Raw genomic sequence first — 26,064 nt, 5'->3', positions numbered from 1 at the left:
CTTCACTCGGGGCGTTCGAGCGTGATGAAGCTGTAGGGCAGGCCGTTGGCCGAGACATGCGACTCGCGCGCCGTCTCACGCCAGGAGACGTCGAAGCGCGGCGCCCAGGTGTCGCCTTCGAAGTCGCGCCCAATCTCGGTGACCAGCGCGCGGTGCGCGAGCGGCTCCGCCTCGGCATACATCTGTGCGCCGCCGATCACCCATACCTCGGGCTCCTCCGCCTCCTCGCAGCGGGCCAGGGCCTCGTGCAGGCCGGCAGCGCGCTCGGCGCCTTCGGCCTGCCAGTCGGCCTGGCGCGTGATCACGATGTTGCGCCGGCCCGAGAGCGGGCGGAAGCGCGGAGGCAGAGAGTCCCAGGTCCTGCGCCCCATGATCACCGGCGCGCCGGCGGTCTGCTGCTTGAAGTGCGCCAGGTCCTCGGGCAGGTGCCAGGGCATGGAGCCCTCGTGGCCGATCACGCCGTTGGCGGCGCGGGCGAGGATGAGGTTGATGCGGGGGGCCATGCTGCTCTCCTAGACGGCAACCGGCGCCTTGATGGCGTCGTGGTGCCGGTAGTCCACCACTTCGAAGTCCTCGTACGCGTAGTCGAAGATCGAGGCCGGCTTGCGCTTGATGACGAGCGTCGGGTAAGGGTAGGGCGTGCGGCTCAGCTGCAGCGCCACCTGCTCGGCGTGGTTGCTGTAGATGTGGCAGTCGCCGCCGGTCCAGATGAAGTCGCCCACGTCCAGCGCGCACTGCTGCGCGACCATGTGCGTGAGCAGCGCGTAGCTCGCGATGTTGAAGGGCACGCCCAGGAAGATGTCGGCGCTGCGCTGGTAGAGCTGGCAGCTCAGTTTGCCCCGCTCTCCTTCAGCCTGCGGCGGCGCCACGTAGAACTGGAAGAAGGCATGGCAGGGCATCAGCGCCATCTTCGACAGCTCGGCCACGTTCCAGGCGCTGACGATGATGCGGCGCGAGTCGGGGTTGGTCTTCAGCGTGTCGATGACCTGCTGGATCTGGTCGATGTGGCCGCCGTCCGGCGTCGGCCAGCTGCGCCACTGCACGCCGTAGACCGGGCCCAGATCGCCGTCCTCGCGCGCCCACTCGTCCCAGATGCTGACGCCGCGCTCCTTCAGCCAGTTGTTGTTGCTGGAGCCGGTCAGGAACCACAGCAGCTCCTGGATGATGGACTTGAGGTGCACCTTCTTGGTGGTGACCAGCGGAAAGCCTTCGGCCAGGTCGAAGCGCATCTGGTGGCCGAACACGCTCTTCGTGCCGGTGCCGGTGCGGTCGCTCTTGTGCACGCCGTGGGTGTCGACGTGGCGCATGAAGTCTTCGTATTGGGAGCGGGTGGGGCGGTGTTCAATGCGAAACTTTGACGCGCTCTCGGCGTGCCCAGGAAAGGGATAGACGTGATGCATTAATACAAGTGAAATTGGGTTCAAGTCCTAAAAGGAGACAGCAACTGAAGCTCCTCCAGTCGGATAGTCATCGCCCCTGCCGAAACTCGAAACTGCTCATTCAAAGGAAAAAGATTCAACCCATTAAATCTCGATGCTCTGCTGAGCAAGCGCGCTAAGTCGCGAAGATTGCGCGGTTGCCAGTCTGTCTTCGGTAATGAACCTGCCAGGGCAAACCTGGTTTCTTCGTCAAGTACAAAAGGTGCTTGGCCAAAAGACTGTTCGAACTGGGCCCTAATCAGCTTCTCGGGCATCAAGAAGCAGGCAGCAAATATATCTGCTTCTCGCTCTTGCGGGTCCGGGCTAGCCGAAGCGCCACCCAATGGCTTGTCGCGATGCATGCCTGCAAATTCATGCATCAAGGCGTGCCCAAGCTCGTGGGCCAAGGTGAAATTGCGGGTGATTGGAGACAACCCACTCGAAAGCAGCACTTGACGGCTATGTTTGTCTATCAACCCAGCGACATTGGTCGTCCGATATTTGCTACCGGCGAGTTGACCTAACGCTCCAACGGTCTCAACACGATAACCCAACATTTCCAACGCGACTTTTGGGTCGAGCATGTCAATAGGCCGACGACCCTCGTAGTCTACGAACAGGGTGGCACGGTTTCCCCAAATTTTTCGAAGCAGATCTTGCGCGGTCCGCTGAACATCCGCACGACTCAGTCTTACAGCCTTCGGCCTAACTTCCACCGAAAGGTCACTCGATTGAGGCACGATCAGAAGTTGGTCTTCTACATTGATGCCGTCGAACTGAGCTACGGCGACATCTGCCTCGTCTGCAAAGGCATAGGGGTCTTCAAGCTTACGCTTCGTTGCGCGCTTCTGCGCCAATTCCTCAAGTTCCTCCATATAAGCGTATGGATTGTTGAGTCTCAGCCTTGCTTGATGAATCGCTTGCTCCAACGATGTCGTCATCTGGATCACCTCGCATTGATGTAGCGATTATCTGCACAGCACCCGTTCTGGGTTTAGCGTGTTCTGCGGATCAAGCACCCGGTTGATGGCGCGAATCATCTCCAGCGTCACCGGCGGGCGACTAGTGCTTCTCCGGCGGAAGGCATGGTAGGGCATCAACACCATCTTCGACAGCTTTGCCACGTTCCATCGCCGCGCTCCTTCAGCCAGTTGTTGCTGGAGGTCGAAGCGCATCTGGTGGCCGAACACGCTCTTCGTGCCGGTGCCGGTGCGGTCGCTTTTGTGCACGCCGTGGGTGTCAACGTGGCGCATGAAGTCTTCGTATTGGGGGGGGGGCATGGGGATAGAGCTTGTCAGTAAGAGCCGAACAGGGCGTCCAGCGCTTCCTGATTTGATGCTGTTCGCCGCGCAGGCTGGCGACGGGCGAGCGCAGCCAGCTGCGCGGGAAGGTTGCCATGGTGGGCGTGTCGAGGACGACCTCGCGTTCCTGGATGCGGAACGAAGGGTGGACACGCTCGAGGCGCATCCCGTGCGAACGCGCGTCGCGCAATGGAATGACGATGCGTGTTTCCACGGCGTCGAGATGGTCGTTTTGGATGTCCAGCACGAAGGGCGTATGCCGGTGCTCGGACTTCTCGGGATTTTGGTAAACGTCGTAGCGCCCCATGATCTCAGGCAGCCTTCTTCTTCCCGTGGTCCTCGTCAGCGACGCGACTGTCTCCCAGGCTGCGCGCAAAGGTGCGGTACTTCGCGCCCCAGATGCCCTCGCGTCGGATGCGTGCGTTGTAGTCCTCGATGGCGTCCTTGTTCCGCTCTTTCCACTGTTCCCAATAGACGCGTTCCACCTCCTTGGCAAGCAGCGCATCAACCGTCTGCGAAACATTCATGCCCAGCTCGCGCGCCACTTCGAGCACCTTGGTGTTGAGTGAGAGATTGGTGGCTTTCTTGGGAGCGTTGTCGAAGCGAAGCATGCGTATTCCCTGTTCATCGATGATGCGCATAGTTTACGCGCATGCATCATGGCAGTCGAATCACCCGCCCCGGATTCAGCAGGTTCTGCGGATCCAGCCCGCGCTTGATGGCGCGCATCATCTCCATCGCCACCGGCGACTTGTGCTTCTCCAGCGTCTCGACCTTGAGCGAGCCCACGCCGTGCTCGGCGGAGAAGGAGCCTTCGAACTGGCGGACCGCCTCGTAGACCAGCGTGTTGATGCGCGCCTCGTGGTCGCGCAGGAAGTCCCCGTTGTGGGCACCGGCCGGCGCCTGCACGTTGTAGTGCAGGTTGCCGTCGCCCAGGTGCCCGAAGTTCACCAGCCGCACGCCCGGCAGCTCGTATTCCAGCAGCGCATCGGTCTGCTCCACGAAGGCCGGGATGCGCGAGACCGGGATCGAGATGTCGTGCTTGATGTTGAGCCCTTCCTCGGCCTGCGCCAGCGGGATGCTCTCGCGCACATGCCAGAGCTGGTGCGCCTGGGTCAGGCTCTCGGCCACCACCGCGTCGCTGACGCAGCCGGCTTCGAAGGCGGTTTCGAGCAGGGCCTCGAAGCGGGCGCGTGCATGGTCCTCCGATTCGTTGTCGGAGTTCTCCAGCAGCACGCAGTAGGGCACGCCGTCGTCCTCGATGAAGGGCACGCGCAGGGCGGGGAAATGCTTGGCCACCAGGCTGAGCGCAAAGCGGCCCATCACCTCGAAGCCCGTGAGCCCCGCGCCCAGGCGCTTGTGGGCCAGGCCCAGCAGCTCGACCGCCTGCTCCAGCGTGGGCACGGCCGCCCAGGCGGTGAGCTGCGCGGCCGGCAGCGGGTAGAGCTTGAGGGTGGCCGCGGTGATGATGCCCAGCGTGCCCTCGCTGCCGATCATCAGGTCGCGCAGGTCGTAGCCCGTGTTGTCCTTGCGCAGGCCGCTGGTGCCCTGCCAGATGCCGCCCTGCGGCGTCACCACTTCCAGCCCCAGGCACAGGTCGCGCGCGTTGCCGTAGCGCAGCACCTGCGTGCCGCCGGCATTGGTCGCGAGGTTGCCGCCGATGGTGCAGCTGCCCTCGGCCGCGAGGCTCAGCGGGAACAGGAAGCCGGCCTTTTCGGCCGTCTCCTGCAGCGTCTGCAGCACGCAGCCGGCCTCCACCGTCATCGTGAGGTTGGCGGCATCGAAGCCGCGGATGGCATTCATGCGCTGCAGGCTCAGCACGACCTGGGTGCCGCTCTCGTCGGGGATCGAGCCGACCGCGAGGCCGGTGTTGCCGCCCTGCGGCACGATGGCGCGGCCGGCCGCGGCGCAGGCCTTCACCACCTCGGCCACCTGCTGCGTGCTGCCCGGCCGCACCACGGCCAGCGCCTTGCCGCGGGAGCGCTTGCGCCAGTCCTGTTCCCAGGCGCCGAGGTCGCCCTCGGTGAGCACGTTGGCGGCGCCGACCAGGGCGCGCAGCTTGTCGATCAACACTGCGCTCATGGCGCCACTCCTTCCATTTGCTTCGCCCGCGCCAGCCGCAGGCGCACATGCCAGGCGCAGGCCGCGAACAGCGCGAGACACAGCACGACCTCGATGAGCGCCAGCAGCCGGCCCGTGCCGTCGATGTCGCTCCACGCGCGCACCACGCCTTCGGTGAAATAAAGCCAGACCAGCAGGCTGACCCAGCGGTAGGTGTACATCCGGTTCTTCAGCAGCCCGGCCAGCGGGATCGCCAGCGGCAGCACCTTGAGCGCGAGCCACGAGCCGCCCGGGCGCAGCGGCGCCAGCCACAGTTCCCAGGCCAGCCCGAGCACGATCAGCCCGAGCAGGCTGCCGACGGCGAGCCAGCGTGTGGCGGAAACGGAGGAGGGGATGGCGGGAGCGGTCACGGAGAGGGGCTGGATCGGGGTGGCAGGCGCCCGGCTGGCGGGGGACCCGATGGCATGATAGCCGCCATGAATCGCCAGCAACTCTGGAGGGATCTTTCGAATTTTCCCTGGGGCAACACGGCCGCGGTGCTGGGCGAGCGCTTCCGCGAAGACCGCCTGGGCCTCACGGCGAGCAGCCTGACCTTCACCACCACCATCGCGATGGTGCCCTTCTTCACCGTGGCGCTCGCGCTGTTCACGGTGTTCCCCATGTTCGCGACCATGCAGGGGCGCGTGCAGCGCTGGCTGATCGAGAGCCTGATCCCCGACAACATCGCGCGCCAGGTGCTCGGCTACCTCAACACCTTCGCGAGCAAGGCCAGCGGGCTGGGCGTCGCGGGCCTGCTGGTGCTGCTGGTCACGGCCATCGCGCTGATCCTCACCATCGACAAGACGCTCAACAACATCTGGCGCGTGCGCAGGCCGCGGCCCTTCGCGCAGCGGGTGCTGATCTACTGGGCCGCCATCACGCTCGGCCCGCTGGTGCTGGCGCTGAGCCTGAGCACCACGGCCTACGTCTTCTCGATCTCGCGCGAGTGGGTCGGCCGCGGCATGCTCAAGCTGGTGTTCGACACCTTCGAATTCGTGCTGCTGGCCGGCGGCATGGCCTCGCTCTACCACTACGTGCCCAACACGCATGTGAAATGGGGTCATGCCTGGGCCGGCGGCTTCTTCGTGGCCGCCACGATCGAGATTGCGAAGCGGGTGCTGGCCTACTACCTGAGCCTGGTGCCGACCTACTCGGTGCTCTACGGCGCCTTCGCCACGGTGCCGATCCTGCTGATCTGGATCTACGTTGCGTGGGTCATCGTGTTGCTGGGCGCGGTGATCACCGCCTACCTGCCCAGCTTGCTGACCGGCGTGGCACGGCGCGGCGGCGTCGCGGGCTGGCCGCTGCAGCTCGCGGTGGAGGCGCTGCAGCAACTGGCGCAGGCGAAGGCCACGCCCGCCAAGGGACTGGGCGCGGCCGAGCTGGTCGCGCGCATGCGCGTCGATGCGCTGCAGCTGGCGCCGGTGCTGGCGACGCTGGTCGCGCTCGACTGGATCGGACCGTTGGCCGAGGAGCCCGACAACGAGGACCCGCGCTACGTGTTGCTGGCCGATCCGGGCCGCACCTCGCTCGAACCGCTGCTCAAGGAACTGCTGCTGCCCCGGGCCCCGCCGCTCGATAACCTGTGGCAGCGCGGTCCCTTGCGCACGCTGCTGCTGCAAGATGTGCTGGCCTATCGATAATGGCGGCGCTCCGTTCCAACCTCATCCATTCAGTCTTGAACGATTCCGTCACCCCCGCGACCTTGCAAGCTGCCGGCGACACCCTGTGGGTCGTCTGCCTCTGCGCCGAATGGTGCGGCGCTTGCCGCGAATACCGGCCGCTGTTCGAGCAGGTGGCGCGCGCACATCCGCGCTTGCGCTTCGCCTGGGTCGACATCGAGGACCATGCCGAGCTGGCCGACGACTTCGATGTCGAGACCTTCCCCACCCTGCTGGTGGCGGGCGAGTCCGGCACCCGCTTCCTCGGGCCGATGCTGCCGCACGCCGAGACGCTGGCGCGCATGCTCGGCGCCCTGCAGCCGGCGCAGGCCTCGAGCCCCGAGGTCCGGGCGCTGCTCGGCGCCCTGGCCCGCGAGCCCGGCACCTTCCAGGTCACGTAGACGTTCACGCGCCCGTCATGAACGTCCTGCTCTTCGGCGCGACCGGCATGGTGGGCCAGGGCGTGCTGCGTGAATGCCTGCTCGATCCGGAGGTGGAGCAAGTGCTGAGCGTCGGGCGCCGCGCCACGGGCCTTCAGCATCCGAAGCTGCGGGAGCTGGTCGTGCCCGACCTGCTGGACTACCGCGCGGTGCAGAAGCAGCTCGTGGGCTACGACGCCTGCTTCTTCTGCCTCGGCGTCTCCTCGGTCGGCATGCGCGAAGAAGACTACCGGCGCGTCACCTACGACATCACGCTGGCCGCGGCGAAGGTGCTGGTGCGGCTCAACCCGCAGATGAGCTTCGTCTATGTCTCCGGCGCCGGCACCGACAGTACCGAGCGGGGATCGAGCATGTGGGCGCGCGTCAAGGGCGAGACCGAGAACGCGCTGATGCGCCTGCCCTTCAAGGCGGCCTACATGTTCCGCCCCGGCTTCATCCAGCCGCTGCACGGCGTGCGATCCAAGACGGCGGTCTACCGCTGGATCTACGTGTTGGCGAGTCCCTTGTTCAGCCTGCTGCGCCGGCTGGTGCCGAACCATGTGACCACCAGCGAGCAGGTCGGCCGCGCGATGCTGGCGGCCGCCAAGCGCGGCGCGCCGGCGCCGCTGGTGGAGATGCCGGACATCAACGCGCTGCGCTGAGGTCTGCCTCGCGCCTCAGCCAGCGAGGAAGTCCCGCAGCGCGAACAGCACTTGGTCGGGCGCCTCGCTCATCAGCGCATGGCCGGCCGCGACGTGCACCATTCGCGCGCCGCGCGCCTTGGCGAGCAGCGCCTGTGTGGCTCGCGGCGGCGTCATCTGGTCGGACTTGCCGAGCAGGAAGAGCACGGGACACTGCACCGCCGCCATCGCGGCCTCGCCGCCGCCGTAGTCGTTGCAAGCCTTGAAGCCGATGTGGAACACATTGGCCTCGCGGTTGCTCGCCAGCACGCGGCGCATCAGCGCCCGCGACCCGCCGTAGAGCCAGGTGCCCGGGCCCAGCGTGGAGGGCGGCGGTGCCAGCATCGAATGCGAGAAGCTGTTGACCATGTCGATGGCTCGCTGCGGGTCGTTCAGCGCGCCATCGAGCAGCGCCGGCGACACCTTCATCGGGTAGGCGGTGCCGACCAGCGCCAGGTGCGTCACGCGCTGCGGCGCACGCGCCGCGGCCTCCAGCGCGATCAGCGAGCCGAAGCTGTGGCCGGCCAGGGCGGCTTTCTCGATACCGGCGGCGTCGAGCAGCGCGATCACGAACTGCGCAGCCTCCTCCACGCTCGCGGGCGGCGGGCCCTCGCTCCTGCAATGGCCCGGCAGGTCGAGCGCCAGCACGTTCCAGCCGTGGTGCGCGAACCAGCGGCTTTGCAGGATCCACACGCTGTGGTCGTTGAGCACGCCGTGGATGAAGACCACCGTCGGCTTCGCGGCATCGAAGGGCTTGCCGCCGGTGTAGCAGTAGGTCTTGTGGCCGTTGACGACGAGGTCCATCATGCCCCCGCCTTCTCTGCGGCCTTCAACGCGCGTTTGAGATCGTCGATCAGGTCCGCAGGATCCTCCAGCCCGATCGACAGCCGGATGGTGCCCTGCGAGATGCCCGCCGCAGCCAATGCGTCGTCCGTCATGCGGAAGTGCGTCGTGCTCGCGGGATGGATCACCAGGCTGCGGCAGTCGCCGACGTTGGCGAGGTGGCTGAAGAGCTTCAACGCCTCGATGAAGACCTTGCCCTGCTCCCGGTTGCCCTTGAGGTCGAAGCTGAAGACCGCGCCCGCGCCCTTGGCGCCATGGCGCAGCAGCTTGCCGGCCAGCGCATGGCTGGGATGCGACTCCAGCAGCGGATGGCCCACATGCGCGACGAAAGGATGCGAAGCCAGGAACTCCACCACCTTCTGCGTGTTGTCGATGTGGCGCTCCATGCGCAGCGGCAGCGTCTCGATGCCCTGCAGGATCAGCCAGGCCGTGTGCGGGCTCATCGAGGCGCCGAAGTCGCGCAGCCCTTCGCGCCGCGCACGCAGCAGGAAGGCGCCCACCGTGCTCTCCTCGCTGAACACCATGTTGTGGAAGCCCTCGTAGGCCTCGGTCAGCTCCGCGAACCGCCCCGAGCGTTCCCAGTCGAAGTGGCCCGAGTCGACCACCACGCCGCCGATCACCGTGCCATGGCCCGAAAGGAACTTGGTGGCCGAGTGATAGATCAGGTCGGCGCCCCAGTCGAAGGGCTTGATGAGGTAGGGCGAGGTCAGCGTGGAGTCCACCAGCAGCGGGACGCCGGCCGCATGCGCGATCTCGCTGACGGCCGGGATGTCGAGCACGTCGAGGCCCGGATTGCCCACGGTCTCGCCGAAGAGCAACCGCGTCTCGGGCCGGATCGCGGCGCGCCAGCCGTCGAGGTCGCCGGGCTTGACGAAGGTGGTCTGGATGCCGAAGCGCCGCATCGTGTAGTGCAAAAGGTTCTGCGAGCCGCCGTAGAGCGCGGTGCTGGCGACGATGTGCGTGCCCGCGCCCATCAGCGTCGCGATCGACAGGTGCAGCGCGGCCTGCCCGCTGGCGGTGGCGATCGCGCCGATGCCACCTTCGAGCGCCGCCACGCGCTGTTCGAGCACCGCGTTGGTCGGGTTGCTGATGCGCGAGTACACGTGGCCCGCGCGCTCGAGGTTGAAGAGCGCAGCCGCGTGGTCGCTCGATTCGAAGACGAAGGAAGTGCTCAGGTGGATCGGCACGGCGCGCGCGCCGGTGGCCGGGTCGGGCGCGGCGCCGGCGTGCAGTGCCAGCGTGTCGAAGCCGGGGTCGGAATAGCCGGGCATGGAAGCCTTTCGAACTAGAAGCGTTTCTGCAATGCCCCGTTACGCGCAATGCCTGCGCCAACGACGTGGGCCCATGGATGGGCGGCCATTGTGGGCTATATTCAATTTCGGCAGCACGCCGAGCAAGCGAGGAGCAACACGATGAAAGTCAGCGACATCCTGCGCGTGAAGGGCAACACGCTCTACACCATCACGCCCGACGAACCCCTGGCCGACGCCGTCAACACCATGGCGGACAAGGACATCGGCTCGCTGGTGGTCATGGAGCATGGCGACCTCGTGGGCATGCTCACCTTCCGCGAAGTGATCGTCGCCATCGTGGGCAATGGCGGGCAGGTCGGCGGCTCGCTGGTTCGCAAGGCCATGGACGACCATCCCGTCACCTGCACGATGGAAACCGACCTCGACGAGATCCGCCGCATCATGCTCGAACGCCATGCCCGCTACATGCCGGTGATGGACAAGCGCATGCTGATGGGCGTGATCAGCTTCTACGACGTGGCCAAGGCAGTGGTGGACAGCCAGAACTTCGAGAACAAGATGCTCAAGGCCTACATCCGCGACTGGCCGGCCGAGGACGAGTCCTCCTGAGCTTCCCCGGGGGCGCTGGAGCTTCGAGGCGAGCGCCCTGAGGGACGCGCCTCACTCCTTGATGTTCGCCGCCTGCACGATCTTCTGGTTGCGCACGTACTCGGCCTGGACGAACTTGCCGAGCTCCTCGGCCGTGCCGCTGCCCGGCAGCGCACCTTGCTCCTGCAGCTTGGTCCGCACCTCCGGGTCCTTCAGCACCGCATTGAGCTCTTCGTTGAGCCGCTTCACCGTCGCACCCGGCGTCGCTGCCGGCGCGAAGATTCCGGTCCAGCTCACCATCGAATAGCCCTTCAGCCCCGGCATCTCGTCGAAGGCCGGCACGTTGGGCAGCGCATCCAGCCGCTTGCTCCCGGTCACCCCCAGCGCCTTCAGCCGGCCGCCGTTCACATGCGGAATGGCGCTGGTGCTGACCAGCATCGCCAAGTCGACCTGGTTACCGATCACGTCGGTGGCGATCTGCGCACCGCCGCGGTAGGGCACGTGGGTCACGAAGATGCCGCTTCGCTCCTTGAGCAGCTCCATCGCGAGCTGCAGCACCGTGCCCACGCCCGAGGTCGCGTAGTTGTACTTGCCCGGCGCGGCCTTGGCGAGCTTGACGAAATCCGCGTAGCTGCGCACCTCGAGGCCCGGCCGCGCCACCAGCACCATGGGCGCGGTGTTGAGCATGCCCACCGGCGCCAGGTCCTTCAGCGGGTCGAACTTGAAGGCCGCGGGATTGATCAGCTTGCCGATCGCGATCGCACTGTCCGGGCCGGCCACCAGCGTGTAGCCGTCGGGGGCCGCGTTCACAGCCTTGGCCACGCCGATGGCACCGCCGGCGCCCGTCACGTTCTCGATCACCACCGACTGCTTGAGCCGCTCGCCCAGCTTGGTGGCGACCAGGCGCGCGTTGAAGTCCACACTGCCGCCGGCCGAGTAGGGGACGATCAGCGTGATGGGCTTGGCGGCGGGCCAGGCGGCCTGGGCGAAGGCGGCACCGGGGAGCGCGGCGACGAGCAGCGAGGCGAGAAAGAGGGGCTTGAACGAAGGCATGGTCAGATTCCGGAAGTGGGGGTGTCGGGCGCGAACCGCGTGCGCAGCGCGTCGAACTCGGCGCTCCACTGCGCGCGCCAGTCGCGGCGTGTGCTGTCGTCGATCCAGGCGCCGTCGAGGCCGTTGTGCATGAAGCCGCGCAGCTCGTCCAGCCCGAAGCCGAAGTCGCGGACCATCATGGCCCAGGCCTGCGTCGGCGTGACCTTGTGCAGCGTGGGATCGTCGGTGTTGGGATGGATGCGCAGGCCCAGGCCGGGCATGCGTCGGATCGGGTGGTCCAGCGCCCAGCGCTCCGGCGGCAGCGTGCGCAGGTAATAGGAGTTGGTCGGCACCACGGTGAAGAGCACGCCGCGCTCGGCGCACTCGCGCGCGAAGGCGGGGTGGTCCACCACCGTGTAGCCGTGGTCGATGCGGTCCACCTGCAGCAGCTCGAGCGCAGTGCGCACGTTGGTCCAGGGCATGCCGAACTCGCCCGCGTGCGCGGTGGTCTTGAGGCCGGCGCGCCGCGCGTCGCGGTACGCCTGCAGGAACAGCTCGGGCGGCCGGTCGACCTCGCGGTAGTCGATGCCGATGCCGATCACTTCCTCGCAGCGGTTCGACCTGACCCATTCGACCATCTCGACCGCGGCCTCGGGGCTCGCCTCGCGGTCGATGGCCGCGATCAGCCTGCCCGTGATGCCGAAGTCGCGCTGCGCGTCGTGGATGGCGCGCACGATCGCCTCCTGCGCCGCACGGTAGGCGATGCCGGAGGCATGCACGGTGCCGGTCGGGTTCCAGAAGAACTCGCTGTAGCGCACGTTGTGGGCGGCCGCGTCCTGCAGGTATTCGAAGGCCAGGCGGTGCAGGTCGTCGGGCGTGCGCACCAGGTGGGCATCGAGCGCGCGCAGCACGCGCAGCACGCCGACAGGCTTCTCGCCACGCGTGTAGAAGTCCTCCACCTCCTGCTCTGCCAGCGGCGCACCGGCTCGGCGGTTGAGCGCCGCGAAGGTGGCGTGGCGAACGGTGCCGAACAGGTGGCAGTGCAGCTCGGCCTTGGGGATCGCGTGCAGGAAGGCGTCGAGGGGCGTGGGCGCGGGCGTCATCCGGGGCAGTCTAGTGAGTGCATCGCCATAAGCAAAATTTTGAATTTCTATAATTTGATTCATCCAATCGATGGCCACACCATGCGCTCCCTGCCCCTGCGCGCGTTGACGCTGCGCCAGCTCCAGTTCTTCTCCGTGCTGGTGCAGGAGGGCCAGTTCGGCCGCGCGGCGCGGCGGCTCTCGATCACGCAGCCGGCGCTCAGCAATGCCATCAAGCAGATGGAGAAGCTGCTCGGTGCCGAGCTGCTGACCCGCTCCACCCACCGGCTGGAGCTCACGCCGGTGGGTGCCGAGGTGCTGGCGCGCACCGACTTCCTGGTCAACACCGTCGAGGTGGCGCTGCGCGACATCGAGAGCACGGTGCAGCGCGGGCGTGCCTTCGTGCGCATCGGCGTGGTCCCCTCGGCCAGCGGCAGCGTGGCGGCGGCGGTGGCCGATTTCCTGCGCGAGACGGGGCGCGCGCTGGAGTTCGCCTGGCGCGATGCGCCTTCGACCACGCTCCTGGCCGAGGTGCGCAGCGGCCAGCTCGACATGGCCGTCGCGGCCATCACCGAGCCGCCGGGCGGCCTGGCCTGCGTGGATCTGTTCCGCGATCCGCTGGTGCTGGTGGTGCGGCGCGACCATGCGCTGGCGCAGAAGAGCGAGGTGAACTGGGAGGCCATCGGCAGCGATCAGCTGGTGCTGTTCGAGAGCGGCAGCATGCCGGCGCTGGGCAACCCGGCGCGCGCGCAGTTCGCGCAGGGCGCCGAGCCCTACCGGGTCAGCTATTCGGAAACGCTCTATGCCCTGGTGCGCGGCGGCCTCGCCCTCGGGCTGATGCCGCGGCTCTATACCGGCTCGCTGCGCGACCCGGCGCTCGTGGTGCTGCCGCTGGCGAAGCCGCGGGTCGAACGCCGCGTGGTGCTGGTCTACCTGCCGGGGCCGATGCGCAACGTGGTGGCGCAGGAACTGATCGGCTTTCTCGGGCAGCGCCTGCCGCTGCCGGCGGAGGCACCGGTGCGCAGGCGTATCGCGAAAAAGAAGGCGGCTCGCGCCAGCCGCTAATGCAGCTCGGCCGCCATGTGGATCGTCTCGCGCACGCGCGGATAGATCTGCGTGTTCCACTTGCTGCCGCTGAACACGCCGTAGTGCCCCACGCCCGCTTGCAGGTGGTGGATCTTCAGGTACGGCCGCACGCTGGTGCACAGGTCCTGCGCCGCGACCGTCTGGCCGATGGCGCAGATGTCGTCGCGCTCGCCCTCGACGGTGAGCAGCGCGGTGCGGCGGATGGAGGCGGGGTCGACCTTGCGCTCGCCCACCGTGAGCACGCCGCGCGCCAGGTCGTAGGTCTGGAACACGCGCTCCACCGTCTCCAGGTAGAACTCGGCCGGCAGGTCGTTCACCGCCAGGTACTCGTCGTAGAAGTCGCGGATCATGGCGGCCTTGTCGAGCTCGCCTTCGACCAGATGCTCGAAGAGCTTCCGGAACTGCTGCTTGTGGCGTTCCGGGTTCATGCTCATGAACGCGGCGAGCTGGAGGAAGCCGGGGTACACGCGCCGCATGCAGCCCGCGTGCGGCCAGGGCACGCGGCTGATCAGGTTGCGCTCGAACCAGTCGATGGGGCGCTCGTTCGCCAGCTTGTTGACGGCCGTCGGGTTGATGCGGCAGTCGACGGGCCCGGCCATCAGCGTCAGGCTGCGCGGCGCCGAGGGGTTGTCGTCCTCGGCCATCAGCGCGGTCGCCGCCAGCGCGGCCACGCAGGGCTGGCAGACCGCGACCATGTGCACGCCCGGGCCGATGGCCTCCAGGAAGGCGATGATCTGCAGCGTGTAGTCGTCCAGCCCGAAGCCGCCATGCCACAGCGGCACGTCGCGCGCGTTGTGCCAGTCGGTCAGGTAGACGTCGTGGTCGCGCAGCAGGGTGCGCACGGTTTCGCGCAACAGGGTGGCGAAGTGGCCCGAAAGTGGTGCGGCCAGCAGCACCGGCGGATGCACCAAGGCGGTGTTCTTGCGGAAATGCAGCAGGGTGCCGAAGGGCGCGCTCAGGACGACTTCCTCGTGCACCTCGACCTCCTCGTCGCCGAGCGTGATGCTGCGGATGCCGTAGGGCGGCCGCGTGTGCGTGAGCCGCATGCGCGAATAGACCTCCATCACGGCCGAGAGGCGACGCAAGGCGCTGCGGTCCGCGTTCTCCTGCCACAGGGAGCTGCCGAGGTATTGCGCAGCGAGCCGCGATGGCGACATCAGGTCGGCGCTGGTCTGGTAGGCCCTGTACAACATGCACCGGGGAAGGCAATTTGCGGGCCAAGGGCCGGGCCCCGGCGCATCGCGCACTGTTGTGGCACAGGGCTTGCACAGCCTCGAGTCACCCACCCGGCAGACGAGGAGTCAGCATGGCCACCGCCAAACCCGTTCTCACCATCAGCAGCAAGAACTACGGTGCCTGGGCGCTGCGCGGCTGGCTGATGTGCAAGCTGGCGGGCCTGGATTTCGTCGAGAAGGTGATTCCGCCCGACGATCCGGCGATGAAGGCCGAGATGCTGCTGCTCTCCTCGTCGATGCGGGTGCCTTCGCTGCAGCACGGCAACGTGAAGGTCTGGGACACGCTGGCGATCGGCGAATACCTGAACGAAATCAAGCCCAAGGCCGGCCTGCTGCCGGCCGGCATCGAGGCCCGTGCCCATTGCCGCGCGATCTGCGGCGAGATGCACTCGGGTTTCGGCTCGATGCGCGGCGCGCTGCCGATGAACATCAAGGCCCGCTTCCCCGGCTTCAAGATCTGGTCGCGCGCGCAGACCGACATCGACCGCGTCGTCGAGATCTGGCGCGAATGCCTCAAGGGCTACGACGGCCCCTTCCTGTTCGGCGCACAGCCCTGCATGGCCGATGCGATGTATGCGCCGGTGGTCACCCGCTTCATGAGCTACGACGTAGCGCTCGACAAGGCCTGCGCGGCCTACTGCAAGCGCATCATCGAGCTGCCCGCGATGCAGGAGTGGATCGCTGCGGCGAAGCTGGAGCCCGAGGAGATCGACGAGCTCGATGCCGAGTTTTGAGGCCTCTCACGCGGCCGGTGCCTCGCTGCGCGCCTTGTAGAAGCGCAGGATGTGCTCGGAGAAGTCGCCCAGCAGGAACTGCGCGACGCGGTCCGCGTACCAGTTGAAGCGCGTGCTGACGCGCCAGGACACATCGATGCGCAGCTCGGTGCCGCCATCGCGCGGCGTCAGCGTGTAGGCCGAATCGCGAAGATCGAAGTAGTGGCCGCCGATCACCACGTGGTCGTCGAGCGCGCCGGCCGGGAAGGAGTCGGGCGCGAAGCGGTAGTGCCACTGGAGGCGCCGCGACGGCTCCCACTCGGTGATGAGTTCGTCGAAGTGCACGTTCTTTTGCCAGCGCACCTTGCGCACCCGGCCTTCGGCGCTTTCTTCGGTTCGCCCTTCCATGGGCATCGGCACGCCGATGCGATAGGCCCAGGCCTCGCCGAGCTCGGCCGGCCGGATGTCGCGCGCATCGTTGAGCGCTTGCCAGACCCGCTCGGCCGGCGCCGCGATGAAGAGGGTGCGCGTGGTGCTGGAAAACTGGTGCGGCGCCGGCAGCGAAGGCTCGATCGCGCCGAGCACCAGCGGCAGCACTGCAAAGCCGTAGAGCGTGGGCCGCGGCCAGTCCGTGACGCGGCAGACCACGCCCATCAGCAGGCCGCCCAGGCTGCCCATCACGCCGAACAACGGCACGATGACGATGGCGCAGATCAGGCCCTCGATGTAGACCACCAGCGTGCCACCCACGAATAGCGCCACGGCGCACCACGGCGCCCAGAGGTAGTACCAGAAGCTGCCGCGGCGGCGCCGTTCGGCGAGGTAGACGGTGACCGCGCCGCAGAGCACGGGCGTCAGATAGATGAAGCTGCCGAGCATGGCCGAAAAGCGCTGGCCCGGCGAAGCGCTGAAGACCAGGCGCATGACGAGGGCTGCCGCCGCGCCCCCGAGCAGCGGAAGGAACCAGGGGAAAGGCAGCTCGACGGCCGGCGCTGCGGCGACGTGGCGGGGTGCGCGCGGCGCCGGACGAGGCGTGCCGTCGTTCATGCGGGCTCTGCGCGTTGCGCATCGCGCACGGCCGTCACCATGCAGTAATCGAAGTCGCGCCAGAACAGGCCCAGCGCGAGTGAACAGTAGCTCGCGACGATGTGCTTGCGCCGCCACGGCGAGAGACGGCCGCGCGCCTTCCACAGCTCGGCCAGTGTGAAGCGGGTGGCCAGCACCGGAATGTGCAGCGCGCTCGGCGCCACGCGCCAGCGCAGCGACTTCACTTCGACCTGCCCGAAGCCATGGCGCTGCAGCGCAGCCACGAAGTCGCCGCGCACGGCCAGGGTGGGCACGGCCCAACTGTCGGCCCAGAGGCGGTGCAGCCAGCCGGCGATGCGGCCGGGCCGCTCGCGCAGCAAGAAGCCGTCGATCACCACGAGGCGCGCGCCGGGCTTCAGCAGCCGGGCGGCTTCGGCGACGAAGTCGGCCTTGGCACTGCCGTTGGCGTAGCAGGCGCTCTCGACGGCCCAGGCCCCGTCGGCCTCGGCAGTGGGCAAGCCGGTGCGCGTGTAGTCGGCTTGCACGTGGGCGACGCGATCGGCCAGGCCGGCGCCGGCATCGAGCCGGGCGGCGATGGCGTTCTGCACCGGCACGTTGGTCACGGTCACCGCGTAGAGCTTCGGATGCTCCGCCGCCAGCGTGCGCGCGGTGGCGCCGGCGCCGCAGCCCAGGTCGACCACGCAGGCCGGCTGCTGCGGGTGCAGCTGCAGCGCGCGGCCCACGGTGCGGTTCATCTCGACCAGCATGGCTTCGCGGCGGAAGGGGTTGAGGCCGGCGCGCCAGAAGCCGAAGTGCATGTTGTAGCCGGGGCTCCAGGCGCGGTAGTCGTCGGCGACCTCGGTGAAGTAATCCTGCGTGTCGCCGGGTGTAATGGCGGCTTGCGATGGGGCGGTGGTGCGCGGAAGGGAGGAGAGGCCTTGCGGAAGAGTGTCGTTCATGCTTCTTCTTTTTCGAGGGCTTGGGAATCAGAGCTCGGCGGCGAAGTCGCGAAGATCGCGGGGCGCGCGGCCCAGCCATTCGGCCAGCGGTGCGTTGCTGGCGACGTTGTCGAGTTCCAGCATCACGCGGGTGTCGGTGCACCAGGGCAGGCCGGGCAGGAAGTCGCCCGCGCGTGCGCTCAACACGCCCATCCAGGCGGGCAGGCGCACCAGCTGCGCTGCACGTGCCGTGCCGGCGCGACGCGCGCTGCGCAGCGTGGCGATCAGCTCGGCCAGCGTCATCTCGCGAGCGCCGCCGAATTCCACCACGCCGCGGCAGGGCGAGCCCGGATCGGCCAGCACCGCCACGGCGCGCGCCAGGTCCTCGACGTAGATCGGCTGGAGCTTGGCGTCGAGCGCCGGCCCGGGCATCGTCAGCAGGGGAAGTGCGGCCAGCGTGCGGAAAAGCTGGGCCGCGTCGCCGCCGGGGCCCAGCACGACCGAGGGCCGCAGCGCAATCCACGAGGGCCCGCTGGCCGGCAGCGCTTCGAGCGCGGCTTCGGCGGCGCGCTTGGTGTGCGCGTACTGCGTGGGGTTGTCGTCGTCGCTGCGACCGATGCCGAGGGCGGAGATCTGGACGATGCGGCGCACGCCTGCCTGCGCACAGGCCTCGAAGAGCGCGGCCGGCACGGCGGTGTGCACCGCGCGCATGGGCCGGCGCGGGCTGTCGCGCAGCACGCCGACGGCGTTGACGACCGTGTCGAGGCCTTGCAGCCGCGGCAGCCAGGTCGCGGGATCGGTGTCGCGCGCGAAGTCGATGGGAACATGGGGCAGATCCGTGCGCAGCCGCGTCGCGCTGCCGCAGCTCACGCGATGCCCGGCCTGCAGCAGCGCCGCAGCGATGCGGCTGCCGATGAAGCCGTTGGCGCCGCAAACCAGGACGTTGAGCGAGGTGGACATGGCTGCTCCTCTCGATATTTCAGTCAAAACAGAAATAAGCACTCAAAAAAGTCAGAGCATGGGCAGGCCGGCATGGTGGGCATCGGGGTCGTCCCGGCCGTGGCCGGCGGCGTCGCCGCGCACGAACTTCTGCACGCTGGCGCCCAGCGACAGCACCTTGTCCAGCGTGCCGGGCGACAGGCGCAACATCTCGTCGGTCCAGGCGCCGAGCTTGGCCATGAGCTCCATGGTGGCGCGGATGCGGTCTTGCGCGTCGGCCGGCTCGTTGACGAAGTCGGGGCTGGCGATGACCTCGCGCAGCATGCGAACGGTGGGGTCGAACTCGCGCTCCTTGCGCTCCCGCACCACGGTGCGGAACAGCTCCCACACGTCGACGCTGGTCTCGAAATAGTCGCGCCTGTCGCCCAGAACGTGGGTGATGCGCACCAGGTTCCAGGCCTGCAGTTCCTTCAGGCTGTTGCTCACGTTCGAGCGGGCGACGTTGAGCGTTTCCGACAGTTGCTCCGCATGCAGCGGCTTGCCGTGGACGAAGAGCAGGGCGTGAATCTGCGAGACGGTGCGGTTGACGCCCCACATGGAGCCCATTTCGCCCCAGTGGAGCACGAACTTGCGTTGGATGTCGGTCAGTTGCATGGTGTGGCCTCGGCATCCAGTTTACGATTTTCGATATTTCTGTCAACACAGAAACAGAAGTCGCGTGCATGCCGGCCCGATTGGTGGAATACTGGATATTCATCCAGTTATTCGAGGCGAAGAACCATGCCCGACGCTTTCATTCCCCTCCACGCCATCAAGGGCCGCGGCGCCGCGACCCGGCTGCCCCACCGCTTCGAGCGCGACGCGCGCGATGCCTTCGACGACGGCTGGGGCACGCTCGAAGAGGGCACCGCCGAGCCGTTGCCGCCCCTGCAGACCGAGGTGCGCTTCGAGGACGTGAAGTCCGTGCTGAGCGAGAACGACTCGCCCGACATCCACTTCGACCGCTCGATCAACCCCTACCGCGGCTGCGAGCATGGCTGTATCTACTGCTTCGCGCGGCCGACCCACAGCTACCTGAACCTCTCGCCCGGCCTGGACTTCGAGACCAAGCTGATCGCCAAGCGCAACATCGTGGAGGTGCTGCGCGCCGAGCTGGGCCGCCGCAGCTACAGGCCGCAGAACCTGGCGATCGGCACCGCGACCGACTGCTACCAGCCGATCGAGCGCGAGCTGCGTTTGACGCGCGCGGTGATCGAGCTGCTCCAGGAGGTGCGCCATCCCTTCGGCCTGGTCACCAAGTCCAGCGCCGTCGAGCGCGACCTCGACGTGATCGCGCCGATGGCGGCCCAGCACCTGGCAGCCGTCTACGTCACCATCACCACGCTCGACGGCGAGCTCGCGCGCAAGCTGGAGCCGCGCGCCGCCGCGCCGCACCGGCGGCTTCGCACGGTGCGCACGCTGGCCGAGGCGGGCGTGCCGGTGGGGGTGAGCGTGGCGCCGCAGATTCCCTTCGTCACCGAGGACATGGAAAAGGTGCTCGAGGCCGCCTGGGAGGCCGGCGCGCGCAGCGCCTTTTACACCGTGATCCGCCTGCCCTGGGAGGTGGCGCCGCTCTTCAAGCAGTGGCTGGAGTTGCACTACCCGCAGCGCGCCGGCCGCATCATGGCGCGCATCCACGAGATGCGCGGCGGCAAGGACTACGACGCCGACTTCGGCACCCGCATGGTCGGCAGCGGGCTGTGGGCCGAGCTGATCCGTCAGCGCTTCGAGAAGGCGACGCAGCGCCTGGGCTTCAACCGCGAGCGCATCGCGCTCGATCTCAGCGCGTTCCGGCCACCCGGCGCAGCGGGGCAGGGCAGTCTGTTCTAGCGTCGGCGCTCGCGCTCGCGCTCGCACTGCGCGACTCGACGCCGCACCAGTCGCCGCCTAAAGCCTTCACGAGAAAGACCGAGGTCAAGAGACGCTGGCCCTGCAGCTGCGCGGCCTGGCGCTCGGCCACCAGCAGCGACTGCTGGGCGCTGATCACGTCGAGGTAGGTCGACGCACCGCCTTCGTAGCGGCTGGTCGCCATGTCGAGCACCCGGCGCGCCGAATCGACGGCGGCGAGCGACTGGGTCACCGCGCGGTCGAGCGCGGCCAGGCCGTTGATGCCGTCCTCCGCCTCCTGCATCGCCGTCAGCACCACGCGCCGGTAGTTGGCCACCGTGCCTTCGTAGCCGGCCTGCGCGAAGTCCACGTTGGCGCGGATGCGCCCGCCGTCGAAGAGCACCTGCGTCGCCGACACGCCCGCCGACCACAGCAGGCTGGGCGCATCGAACAAGGTCTCGATCATGCGGCTGTCCACGCCCACCACCGGCGCCAGCATCACGCTGGGATAGAAGGCCGCGGTCGCGACGCCGATCTGCGCGTTGGCCGCGGCCATCGCGCGCTCGGCCGAGGCGACGTCGGGCCGTCGCTCCAGCGCTTCCGAGGGCACGCCGAGCGGGATGGCCGGCGGCACGATGGGGCGCAGGTCGGATGCCAGCGCAAAGCTGGGCGCCGGCGTGCCGCTCAGGGTGGCGAGCGCATGCTCGTACTGCGAGCGCTGCTTCTTCAGCACGTCGACTTGGGCGAGCGTGCTGTCGAGCAGGGCCTGCTGCTGCGCCACGTCCAGCCCCGAGACGGCGCCGAGGTCGTGGCGCGCCGTCACCAGCTCCAGTGCGCGGCGCTGCAGCGCGATCGAGCGCGACAGCACGTCGAGCTCGATGTCGGTGGCGCGCAGGTTGAAATAGGCCGAGGCCAGGTCGGTGGTGAGCAGGAGGCGCGTGTTCTCCAGGTCGGCCGCCGACTGCGCCGCGGAAGCGGTTGCGCCCTCGACCGAGCGCTGCACGCGGCCGGCCAGATCGAGCTCGTAGCTGGCGTTGAGGGAGAGCGCGAAGTCGTTCTGCACCGTGGAGAAGTTCTGCGTCGCGTAGTTGGTGAGCGGCCGGTTGGCGGAGATCTTGAGCCGCGAGGCGCGCGCGCCCAGGCCCAGCTGCGGATAGCGCGCGGCGTCGGCCGCCGACAGCGTGGCGCGCGCCTGCGTGAGTCGCGCGCTGGCCAGCGTCAGCGTGGGGCTGTTGCGCAGCGCCTGCTGCTGCAGGCGATCGAGCTCCGCGTCGCCGAAGCGCTGCCACCACGGGCCCTTGTCGAGCGCATCGCCGGGCGCGGCCTGGCGCCAGGGCTCCTCCAGCTGCCAGCTCACCGGCACCTCGACCTGCGGCGCGCGATAGTCCGGGCCGGCGGCACAGGCCGCGAGCAGCAAGGCAGTGGCTGCAATTGCCCCAAGACGCCGCACGCTCACGCCGGTTCCTTGGCCACCGCCACCACATCGCCCTCGGCCAGCGAGTCCGAGGGATTCAGGATCAGCCGGTCGCTGGCCGTGATGCCGTCCAGCACCTCCACCGTCTCGCCGTAGTTGCGCCCGACATTGATGGTGCGCAGGCGCACGCGCCCTTCGGCATCGACCGTGGCGACGCGCGTGCCCTCGGCGCGGAACAGCAGCGCATTGGCCGGGACGCTGAGCGCGCGGCTGGCCGCCAGCGGCAGCGAGACCTGCACGTAGGCGCCCGGCAGCAGCAAGCCCTCTCGATTCGGTAGCGACACCTCGATCTGCATCATGCGCGTGGCCGTGTCGATGGCGCCCGAGGTGCGTGCCACCTCGCCCTTGAAGCTCTGGCCGCGCAGCTCCGCCTGCGTCACCACCACCGGCTGGCCGGCCTTGACCAGCTGCGCATAGGCCTGCGGCACGTTGATGTAGACGCGCAGCGGATCGGTCTGCGCGAGCAGGAACAGCGGCCGGCTGCCGCCTGCGTCGATCAGGTCGCCGACGTCGACGTTGCGCCGCGTGATCACACCCGCGAAAGGCGCGACGATGCGCTTGAAGCCCTCGGTCTGGCGCAGGCGTTGCACGTTGGCATCGGCAGCAGCCACGTTGGCCGTGGCCTGCGCGAGGCCGCTGCGCCGCTCGTCCAGGTCCTGCTGCGAGACCACGTCCTTCTTGCGAAGGTTCTCCCAGCGCGCCACCGTGCTCTTCGCCAGCTCGAGGCCGGAGGCAGCCTGCTGCCGCGCGGCAATGGCCTGCGAGAGCTGCTGATCGATTTCAGGTGTCTCGATCTCGGCGAGCAGATCGCCCTTTTGCACCTGGCTGCCGATGTCCTTGGTCCAGCGCTTGAGGTAGCCGCTCGCACGCGCCGAGATCGGCGACTGCACGAAGCCCTGCAGCGTGCCCGGCAGCGCCAGCGTCTGGCCGGTGGCGGCGGTCTGCGGCAGGGCGGTCTTCACGTACTGCTTCGCGAGCTCGGTGGAGGAGGCCTCGAGCGCCCGCGCGTTGGCGATGCGCACGAACACCGTGCGTGCCGCGCCGATGGCCAGCAGCACCAGCACGATCAGCACCGCGATGCGTGTGCGCCGCACGATCTGGCGGCGCCGCAGCAGCTCCTGATGCTCGCCCTGCTCGTCGGCGGCAATCGGATGGATGGCCAATGCCGCGTGGCGTTGCTCCGTCATGGTCTCAACTCTCCTGGGGTGCAGCGCCCAGCGGCGGCGGCGCGTTGGCTGCGGCTTCGCGCGCCGCCTTGCGATGGGCCAGGCGGCTGTGGATGCCGGCATACACGGCCGGCACGAAGAACAGGGTGGACACGGTCGCGAACAGCAGGCCGCCGATCACGGCGCGGCCCAGCGGGGCGTTCTGCTCGGCGCCTTCGCCCAGGCCCAGCGCCATCGGGATCATGCCGATGATCATCGCCAGGGCCGTCATCAGCACCGGCCGGATGCGCGTGGCGCCGGCTTCCAGCGCAGCAGACAGCGGCGGCACGCCGGCTGTCAGCCGCTCGCGCGCGAAGGCGATCAGCAGGATGCTGTTGGCCGTGGCCACGCCCATCGTCATGATCGCGCCGGTCAGCGCCGGCACGCTCAGCGTGGTGCCGGTGAGGAACAGCATCCAGGCGATGCCGGCCAGCGCCGCGGGCAGCGCGGTGATGATGATCGCGGCATCCAGCCAGGACTGGAAGGTGACGACGATCAGCAGGTACACCAGCACCACCGCCATCGCCAGCCCGATGCCCAGGCCGAGGAAGGAGGACTGCATGGTCTCCACCTGGCCACGGATCGTCACCTGGCTGCCGCGCGAGAGCTTGGGCCGCATCTCGTCGACGAGCTTCTTGACCTCTTTCGCCACGCTGGCGAGGTCGGTGCCCTGCACGCTGACGTACACGTCGACCACCGGCGCGATGTTGTAGCGCGAGATCACGGACGGCATTCGCGCGGCCTGCGCCTCCACCAGGTTGCCCAGCAGCTGCGGCGGCCCGGCGCCGGCGCCCGAGCCGCCCACCGGGATGTTGAGCAGTGCGTCGAGCGAGTCGACCTTGTACTGCGGCGTCTGCACCGCGACGTTGTAGACCACGCCGTTCTGCGGGTTGAGCCAGAAGGCTGGCGCGGTCTGCGAGCTGCCCGACAGCGCGATCAGCACGTTCTGGCCCACGTTCTGTGCCGTCAGCCCGACCTGCTGCAGCCGCGTGCGGTCCATCTGCAGGCTGAGGCTGGGTGCGTCCAGGCGCTGGTGCACATGGGCATCGACCGCGCCGGGAATCTTGCGGATGGCCTTGACCAGCTCCGCGGCGCGCTGCGAATTGCCCGCCAGGTCGTTGCCGCTGAACTGCACGTCGATGGCCGCCGGCAGCCCGAAGTTGAGGATCTGCGTGACGATGTCCGCCGGCTGGAAGAAGAACTCGATGCCGGGGAAGCGCTTCGGCAGCTCCGCGCGCAGCAGCGAGACGAACTCCTCCGTGGGCCGGTGCCCGTCGCGCAGCGAGAGCAGGATCTCGCCGTCCAGCGTGCCGATGGTGCCGGCGTTGCTGTAGGAGAGGTTGATGCCGCTGTTGGGCACGCCCAGGTTGTCGAGGATGGTCTCGAGCTGGTCCTTCGGCACCAGCTCGCGGATCGCCGCCTCCACCTCGTCGGCCAGCCGCGCCGTTTCCTCGATGCGGGTGCCGGTGGGTGCGCGCATGTGCAGGCGGATCTGGCCGGCATCCACGCTGGGGAAGAAGTCGCGGCCCAGCACCGGGTACAGCAGGCAGGACAAGAGGCAGAAGCCGAGGAAGAGCGCGATGAAGGGCCCGCGCCTGGACAGCAGCGCCGACAGCACCAGCGTGTAGGCGCGCCGCACGCGCTCGAAGCGCCGGTCGAAGCTGCGATAGACCCGCTGCAGCAGGCTGGGCTTCGCGTTGGCGGCGGCGCCATGGGCCTGCATGCGGCCCATGAGCAGCATGACCAGCGTCGGCACCAGCGTGCGCGACAGGATGTAGGAGGCCAGCATCGCGAACACCACCGCCTCGGCCAGCGGCACGAACAGGAAGCGCGCCACGCCCGAGAGAAAGAACATCGGCACGAACACGATGCAGATGCACAGCGTGGAGACGAAGGCGGCCGTCCCGATCTCGCCGGCGCCCACCATGATCGCCTCGTTGAGCGGCGTGCCCATGTGCAGGTGGCGCTCGATGTTCTCGATGGTCACGATCGCCTGGTCGACCAGGATGCCGACCGACAGCGCGAGCCCGCCCAGCGTCATCAGGTTGAGCGTCTCGCCCAGCGCGTAGAGCACCAGGATCGAGGCCAGGATCGACAGCGGGATGGTCGCCGCGATGATCAGCGTGCTGCGCCAGTTGCCCAGGAAGATCAGCACCATCGCGGCCGTGAGCAGCGCGGCGATGATGGCCTCGAGCACCACGCCCTGCACGGCCGCCTTGACGAAGAGCGACTGGTCGAACAGCGGCGTGACCTTGATGTCCGCCGGCATGCCCTGCTGCGCCACCGGCAGCATCGCGCGCAGGTTGGAGACGATGTCCAGCGTGGAGGCGGCGCCGTTCTTGATCACCGACAGCAGCACGCCGCGCACACCGTCCTGCCGCACGATGTTGGTCTGCGGCTGGAAGCCGTCGCGCACGTAGGCCACGTCGCGCACGTAGGTGGTGGCGCCGCCCGCGGTGCGCACCGGCAGGTCGTTGAGGCCGGCCAGCACCTCCGGCGAGCCGTTCATCCGCACGCTGTACTCGGTGGCCCCGAACTTGGCGGTGCCGGAGGGCAGGATCAGGTTCTGCGCATTGACCGCGTTCACCACGTCGGCCGGCGAGAGCCCGCGCGCCTGCAGCGCCTGGGTGTCGAGGTCCACCGAGATCACCCGGTTCTTGCCGCCGTAGGGGAAGGGGATGGCCACGCCGGGGATGGTGATGAGCTGTGGCCGCAACTGGTTGATGGCCGAGTCGAAGAGCGCGTTCTCCGGCCGCTCGCTGCTCGACAGCGCCAGCTGGATCACCGGGATGCTGGAGGCCGAGTACTTGATCACCAGCGGCGGCGTAATGCCCGGCGGCAGCTGGCGCACCTGGGTCTGCACCGAGGCGACGGTCTGGGCGATCGCGGTCTCGATGTTGGCCGTGGGCTGGAAGAAGATCTTGATCACGCTCACGCCGGCCAGCGACTGCGATTCGATGTGCTCGATGTCGCTCACCGTGGTGGTGAGGCCGCGCTCGGTCTGCCCGGCGATGCGCTGCCCCATCTCCTGGGCCGGCAGGCCGCCGTAGTTCCAGATGACGCTCAGCACCGGAATGTTGATGTCCGGGAAGATGTCGGTGGCCATGCGCGCCAGCACGAAAGGCGTGGCCAGCACGATCAGCATCGCCATCACGATGAAGGTGTAGGGGCGGCGCAGAGCCAGCGAAACCATGGACACGGCTTG

At 68.2% G+C, this 26,064-nt stretch carries 26 protein-coding genes and 1 pseudogene; 7 read left to right on the top strand and 20 right to left on the bottom strand.

Annotated features, from left to right (window positions below; all coding sequences use genetic code 11):
* Positions 1 to 2: 2 nt before the first annotated feature.
* The 8 genes and pseudogenes from GXN78_RS05230 to GXN78_RS05195 form a co-directional block, all read right to left on the bottom strand.
* The gene (locus GXN78_RS05230) at positions 3 to 503 is read right to left on the bottom strand and encodes a dihydrofolate reductase (protein WP_106555976.1); all 501 of its coding nucleotides are present in this window, start codon (positions 501 to 503) and stop codon (positions 3 to 5) included.
* Between the two features lie 9 nt (positions 504 to 512).
* Positions 513 to 1,346, bottom strand: a complete 834-nt coding sequence (locus GXN78_RS05225; protein ID WP_106556052.1) for a thymidylate synthase — start codon at positions 1,344 to 1,346, stop codon at positions 513 to 515.
* A gap of 74 nt (positions 1,347 to 1,420) precedes the next feature.
* A complete protein-coding gene (locus GXN78_RS05220; RefSeq protein ID WP_106555977.1) occupies positions 1,421 to 2,359 on the bottom strand; it encodes an ImmA/IrrE family metallo-endopeptidase in 939 nt (312 codons plus the stop codon).
* A 219-nt stretch (positions 2,360 to 2,578) separates the two neighbouring features.
* Positions 2,579 to 2,698, bottom strand: a pseudogene (locus GXN78_RS05215) (thymidylate synthase); the annotation flags it as partial.
* A complete protein-coding gene (locus GXN78_RS05210) occupies positions 2,658 to 3,026 on the bottom strand; it encodes a CcdB family protein (RefSeq protein WP_164255372.1) in 369 nt (122 codons plus the stop codon). The pseudogene GXN78_RS05215 and the gene GXN78_RS05210, both read right to left, overlap by 41 nt.
* Positions 3,027 to 3,030: 4 nt before the next feature.
* Positions 3,031 to 3,360, bottom strand: coding sequence for a type II toxin-antitoxin system CcdA family antitoxin (locus tag GXN78_RS05205; protein ID WP_239142612.1), 330 nt, complete (start codon positions 3,358 to 3,360; stop codon positions 3,031 to 3,033).
* A gap of 16 nt (positions 3,361 to 3,376) precedes the next feature.
* Positions 3,377 to 4,801, bottom strand: a complete 1,425-nt coding sequence (locus tag GXN78_RS05200) for an FAD-binding oxidoreductase (RefSeq protein ID WP_106555979.1) — start codon at positions 4,799 to 4,801, stop codon at positions 3,377 to 3,379.
* The gene (locus tag GXN78_RS05195) at positions 4,798 to 5,205 is read right to left on the bottom strand and encodes a DUF2069 domain-containing protein (protein WP_106556054.1); all 408 of its coding nucleotides are present in this window, start codon (positions 5,203 to 5,205) and stop codon (positions 4,798 to 4,800) included. The genes GXN78_RS05200 and GXN78_RS05195 overlap by 4 nt, the downstream gene beginning before the upstream one ends.
* 39 nt (positions 5,206 to 5,244) lie before the next feature.
* On the opposite strand from GXN78_RS05195, the gene GXN78_RS05190 reads away from it, so the two are divergent.
* Genes GXN78_RS05190 through GXN78_RS05180 form a run of 3 tightly spaced genes read left to right on the top strand, consistent with a single transcriptional unit; the run spans position 5,245 to position 7,561 of the window.
* Entirely contained in the window at positions 5,245 to 6,462 is a 1,218-nt protein-coding gene (locus tag GXN78_RS05190; RefSeq protein WP_106555980.1) for a YihY family inner membrane protein, read from the top strand.
* Positions 6,463 to 6,497: 35 nt separating this feature from the next.
* The gene (locus tag GXN78_RS05185) at positions 6,498 to 6,881 is read left to right on the top strand and encodes a thioredoxin family protein (protein WP_239142611.1); all 384 of its coding nucleotides are present in this window, start codon (positions 6,498 to 6,500) and stop codon (positions 6,879 to 6,881) included.
* Positions 6,882 to 6,898: 17 nt separating this feature from the next.
* On the top strand, positions 6,899 to 7,561 hold the full coding sequence (locus tag GXN78_RS05180; protein ID WP_106555982.1) for an NAD-dependent epimerase/dehydratase family protein: 663 nt from the start codon (positions 6,899 to 6,901) through the stop codon (positions 7,559 to 7,561).
* 15 nt (positions 7,562 to 7,576) lie between these two features.
* Here GXN78_RS05180 and GXN78_RS05175 read toward each other — a convergent pair whose 3' ends face one another.
* Positions 7,577 to 8,383, bottom strand: a complete 807-nt coding sequence (locus tag GXN78_RS05175; protein ID WP_106555983.1) for an alpha/beta hydrolase — start codon at positions 8,381 to 8,383, stop codon at positions 7,577 to 7,579.
* A complete protein-coding gene (locus GXN78_RS05170) occupies positions 8,383 to 9,693 on the bottom strand; it encodes an O-acetylhomoserine aminocarboxypropyltransferase (RefSeq protein WP_106555984.1) in 1,311 nt (436 codons plus the stop codon). Before GXN78_RS05170 ends, GXN78_RS05175 begins: the two co-directional genes overlap by 1 nt.
* A 141-nt stretch (positions 9,694 to 9,834) precedes the next feature.
* Between GXN78_RS05170 and GXN78_RS05165 the strand changes: the two genes are divergently transcribed.
* A complete protein-coding gene (locus tag GXN78_RS05165) occupies positions 9,835 to 10,284 on the top strand; it encodes a CBS domain-containing protein (protein WP_106555985.1) in 450 nt (149 codons plus the stop codon).
* A 51-nt stretch (positions 10,285 to 10,335) separates the two neighbouring features.
* Here the strand turns inward: GXN78_RS05165 and GXN78_RS05160 are convergent, their stop codons facing one another.
* Positions 10,336 to 11,316 carry a tripartite tricarboxylate transporter substrate binding protein gene (locus GXN78_RS05160; protein ID WP_106555986.1) on the bottom strand — a complete coding sequence of 327 codons (981 nt, stop codon included), beginning with the start codon at positions 11,314 to 11,316 and terminating at the stop codon, positions 10,336 to 10,338.
* Positions 11,317 to 11,318: 2 nt separating this feature from the next.
* Positions 11,319 to 12,398 carry an adenosine deaminase gene (gene add, locus GXN78_RS05155; protein ID WP_239142610.1) on the bottom strand — a complete coding sequence of 360 codons (1,080 nt, stop codon included), beginning with the start codon at positions 12,396 to 12,398 and terminating at the stop codon, positions 11,319 to 11,321.
* 81 nt (positions 12,399 to 12,479) lie between these two features.
* Between add and GXN78_RS05150 the strand changes: the two genes are divergently transcribed.
* Positions 12,480 to 13,442: a LysR family transcriptional regulator gene (locus GXN78_RS05150; protein ID WP_106555987.1), complete on the top strand. Its 963-nt coding sequence runs from the start codon at positions 12,480 to 12,482 to the stop codon at positions 13,440 to 13,442.
* On the opposite strand, the gene phaZ is transcribed toward GXN78_RS05150, so the two are convergent.
* Positions 13,439 to 14,656, bottom strand: coding sequence for a polyhydroxyalkanoate depolymerase (gene phaZ / locus GXN78_RS05145; protein WP_106555988.1), 1,218 nt, complete (start codon positions 14,654 to 14,656; stop codon positions 13,439 to 13,441). The genes GXN78_RS05150 and phaZ overlap by 4 nt on opposite strands.
* 113 nt (positions 14,657 to 14,769) lie before the next feature.
* Here phaZ and GXN78_RS05140 point away from each other — a divergent pair, with 113 nt between their 5' ends.
* Entirely contained in the window at positions 14,770 to 15,432 is a 663-nt protein-coding gene (locus GXN78_RS05140) for a glutathione S-transferase (RefSeq protein WP_106555989.1), read from the top strand.
* A gap of 6 nt (positions 15,433 to 15,438) precedes the next feature.
* Here GXN78_RS05140 and GXN78_RS05135 read toward each other — a convergent pair whose 3' ends face one another.
* The 4 genes from GXN78_RS05135 to GXN78_RS05120 are packed head-to-tail and all read right to left on the bottom strand — an operon-like array spanning position 15,439 to position 18,968.
* Positions 15,439 to 16,458, bottom strand: a complete 1,020-nt coding sequence (locus GXN78_RS05135; protein ID WP_106555990.1) for a polyketide cyclase — start codon at positions 16,456 to 16,458, stop codon at positions 15,439 to 15,441.
* Complete coding sequence (locus tag GXN78_RS05130; protein WP_106555991.1) at positions 16,455 to 17,396, bottom strand: methyltransferase domain-containing protein; 942 nt, start codon at positions 17,394 to 17,396, stop codon at positions 16,455 to 16,457. Before GXN78_RS05130 ends, GXN78_RS05135 begins: the two co-directional genes overlap by 4 nt.
* Positions 17,397 to 17,423: 27 nt before the next feature.
* Positions 17,424 to 18,335 (bottom strand): NAD-dependent epimerase/dehydratase family protein, encoded by a 912-nt coding sequence (locus GXN78_RS05125; RefSeq protein ID WP_106555992.1) that lies wholly within the window; start codon positions 18,333 to 18,335, stop codon positions 17,424 to 17,426.
* A 51-nt stretch (positions 18,336 to 18,386) separates the two neighbouring features.
* A complete protein-coding gene (locus tag GXN78_RS05120; protein WP_106555993.1) occupies positions 18,387 to 18,968 on the bottom strand; it encodes a MarR family transcriptional regulator in 582 nt (193 codons plus the stop codon).
* Positions 18,969 to 19,094: 126 nt separating this feature from the next.
* On the opposite strand from GXN78_RS05120, the gene GXN78_RS05115 reads away from it, so the two are divergent.
* The gene (locus GXN78_RS05115; protein WP_106555994.1) at positions 19,095 to 20,183 is read left to right on the top strand and encodes a PA0069 family radical SAM protein; all 1,089 of its coding nucleotides are present in this window, start codon (positions 19,095 to 19,097) and stop codon (positions 20,181 to 20,183) included.
* Here the strand turns inward: GXN78_RS05115 and GXN78_RS05110 are convergent.
* The 3 genes from GXN78_RS05110 to GXN78_RS05100 are packed head-to-tail and all read right to left on the bottom strand — an operon-like array spanning position 20,134 to position 26,058.
* Positions 20,134 to 21,636: an efflux transporter outer membrane subunit gene (locus tag GXN78_RS05110; protein ID WP_106555995.1), complete on the bottom strand. Its 1,503-nt coding sequence runs from the start codon at positions 21,634 to 21,636 to the stop codon at positions 20,134 to 20,136. The genes GXN78_RS05115 and GXN78_RS05110 overlap by 50 nt on opposite strands.
* Positions 21,633 to 22,841: an efflux RND transporter periplasmic adaptor subunit gene (locus GXN78_RS05105; RefSeq protein WP_106555996.1), complete on the bottom strand. Its 1,209-nt coding sequence runs from the start codon at positions 22,839 to 22,841 to the stop codon at positions 21,633 to 21,635. The genes GXN78_RS05110 and GXN78_RS05105 overlap by 4 nt, the downstream gene beginning before the upstream one ends.
* Positions 22,842 to 22,845: 4 nt before the next feature.
* Positions 22,846 to 26,058, bottom strand: coding sequence for an efflux RND transporter permease subunit (locus tag GXN78_RS05100; RefSeq protein WP_106555997.1), 3,213 nt, complete (start codon positions 26,056 to 26,058; stop codon positions 22,846 to 22,848).
* Positions 26,059 to 26,064: the final 6 nt, after the last annotated feature.

Source organism: Variovorax sp. WS11 (genome assembly GCF_010499245.1).
GTDB lineage: Bacteria > Pseudomonadota > Gammaproteobacteria > Burkholderiales > Burkholderiaceae_C > Variovorax.
This window is presented reverse-complemented; position numbering and strand designations above follow the sequence as displayed.

Excerpts from the sequence above, each read along its gene's own strand:
- GXN78_RS05230 (WP_106555976.1), bottom strand. The coding sequence starts at position 503 with ATGGCCCCCCGCATCAACCTCATCCTCGCCCGCGCCGCCAACGGCGTG.
- GXN78_RS05220 (WP_106555977.1), bottom strand. The coding sequence starts at position 2,359 with ATGACGACATCGTTGGAGCAAGCGATTCATCAAGCAAGGCTGAGACTC.
- GXN78_RS05210 (WP_164255372.1), bottom strand. The coding sequence starts at position 3,026 with ATGGGGCGCTACGACGTTTACCAAAATCCCGAGAAGTCCGAGCACCGG.
- GXN78_RS05205 (WP_239142612.1), bottom strand. The coding sequence starts at position 3,360 with ATGCGCATCATCGATGAACAGGGAATACGCATGCTTCGCTTCGACAAC.
- GXN78_RS05200 (WP_106555979.1), bottom strand. The coding sequence starts at position 4,801 with ATGAGCGCAGTGTTGATCGACAAGCTGCGCGCCCTGGTCGGCGCCGCC.
- GXN78_RS05190 (WP_106555980.1), top strand. The coding sequence starts at position 5,245 with ATGATAGCCGCCATGAATCGCCAGCAACTCTGGAGGGATCTTTCGAAT.
- GXN78_RS05180 (WP_106555982.1), top strand. The coding sequence starts at position 6,899 with ATGAACGTCCTGCTCTTCGGCGCGACCGGCATGGTGGGCCAGGGCGTG.
- GXN78_RS05175 (WP_106555983.1), bottom strand. The coding sequence starts at position 8,383 with ATGGACCTCGTCGTCAACGGCCACAAGACCTACTGCTACACCGGCGGC.
- GXN78_RS05170 (WP_106555984.1), bottom strand. The coding sequence starts at position 9,693 with ATGCCCGGCTATTCCGACCCCGGCTTCGACACGCTGGCACTGCACGCC.
- GXN78_RS05165 (WP_106555985.1), top strand. The coding sequence starts at position 9,835 with ATGAAAGTCAGCGACATCCTGCGCGTGAAGGGCAACACGCTCTACACC.
- GXN78_RS05160 (WP_106555986.1), bottom strand. The coding sequence starts at position 11,316 with ATGCCTTCGTTCAAGCCCCTCTTTCTCGCCTCGCTGCTCGTCGCCGCG.
- add (WP_239142610.1), bottom strand. The coding sequence starts at position 12,398 with ATGACGCCCGCGCCCACGCCCCTCGACGCCTTCCTGCACGCGATCCCC.
- GXN78_RS05150 (WP_106555987.1), top strand. The coding sequence starts at position 12,480 with ATGCGCTCCCTGCCCCTGCGCGCGTTGACGCTGCGCCAGCTCCAGTTC.
- phaZ (WP_106555988.1), bottom strand. The coding sequence starts at position 14,656 with ATGTTGTACAGGGCCTACCAGACCAGCGCCGACCTGATGTCGCCATCG.
- GXN78_RS05140 (WP_106555989.1), top strand. The coding sequence starts at position 14,770 with ATGGCCACCGCCAAACCCGTTCTCACCATCAGCAGCAAGAACTACGGT.
- GXN78_RS05135 (WP_106555990.1), bottom strand. The coding sequence starts at position 16,458 with ATGAACGACGGCACGCCTCGTCCGGCGCCGCGCGCACCCCGCCACGTC.
- GXN78_RS05130 (WP_106555991.1), bottom strand. The coding sequence starts at position 17,396 with ATGAACGACACTCTTCCGCAAGGCCTCTCCTCCCTTCCGCGCACCACC.
- GXN78_RS05125 (WP_106555992.1), bottom strand. The coding sequence starts at position 18,335 with ATGTCCACCTCGCTCAACGTCCTGGTTTGCGGCGCCAACGGCTTCATC.
- GXN78_RS05120 (WP_106555993.1), bottom strand. The coding sequence starts at position 18,968 with ATGCAACTGACCGACATCCAACGCAAGTTCGTGCTCCACTGGGGCGAA.
- GXN78_RS05115 (WP_106555994.1), top strand. The coding sequence starts at position 19,095 with ATGCCCGACGCTTTCATTCCCCTCCACGCCATCAAGGGCCGCGGCGCC.
- GXN78_RS05105 (WP_106555996.1), bottom strand. The coding sequence starts at position 22,841 with ATGACGGAGCAACGCCACGCGGCATTGGCCATCCATCCGATTGCCGCC.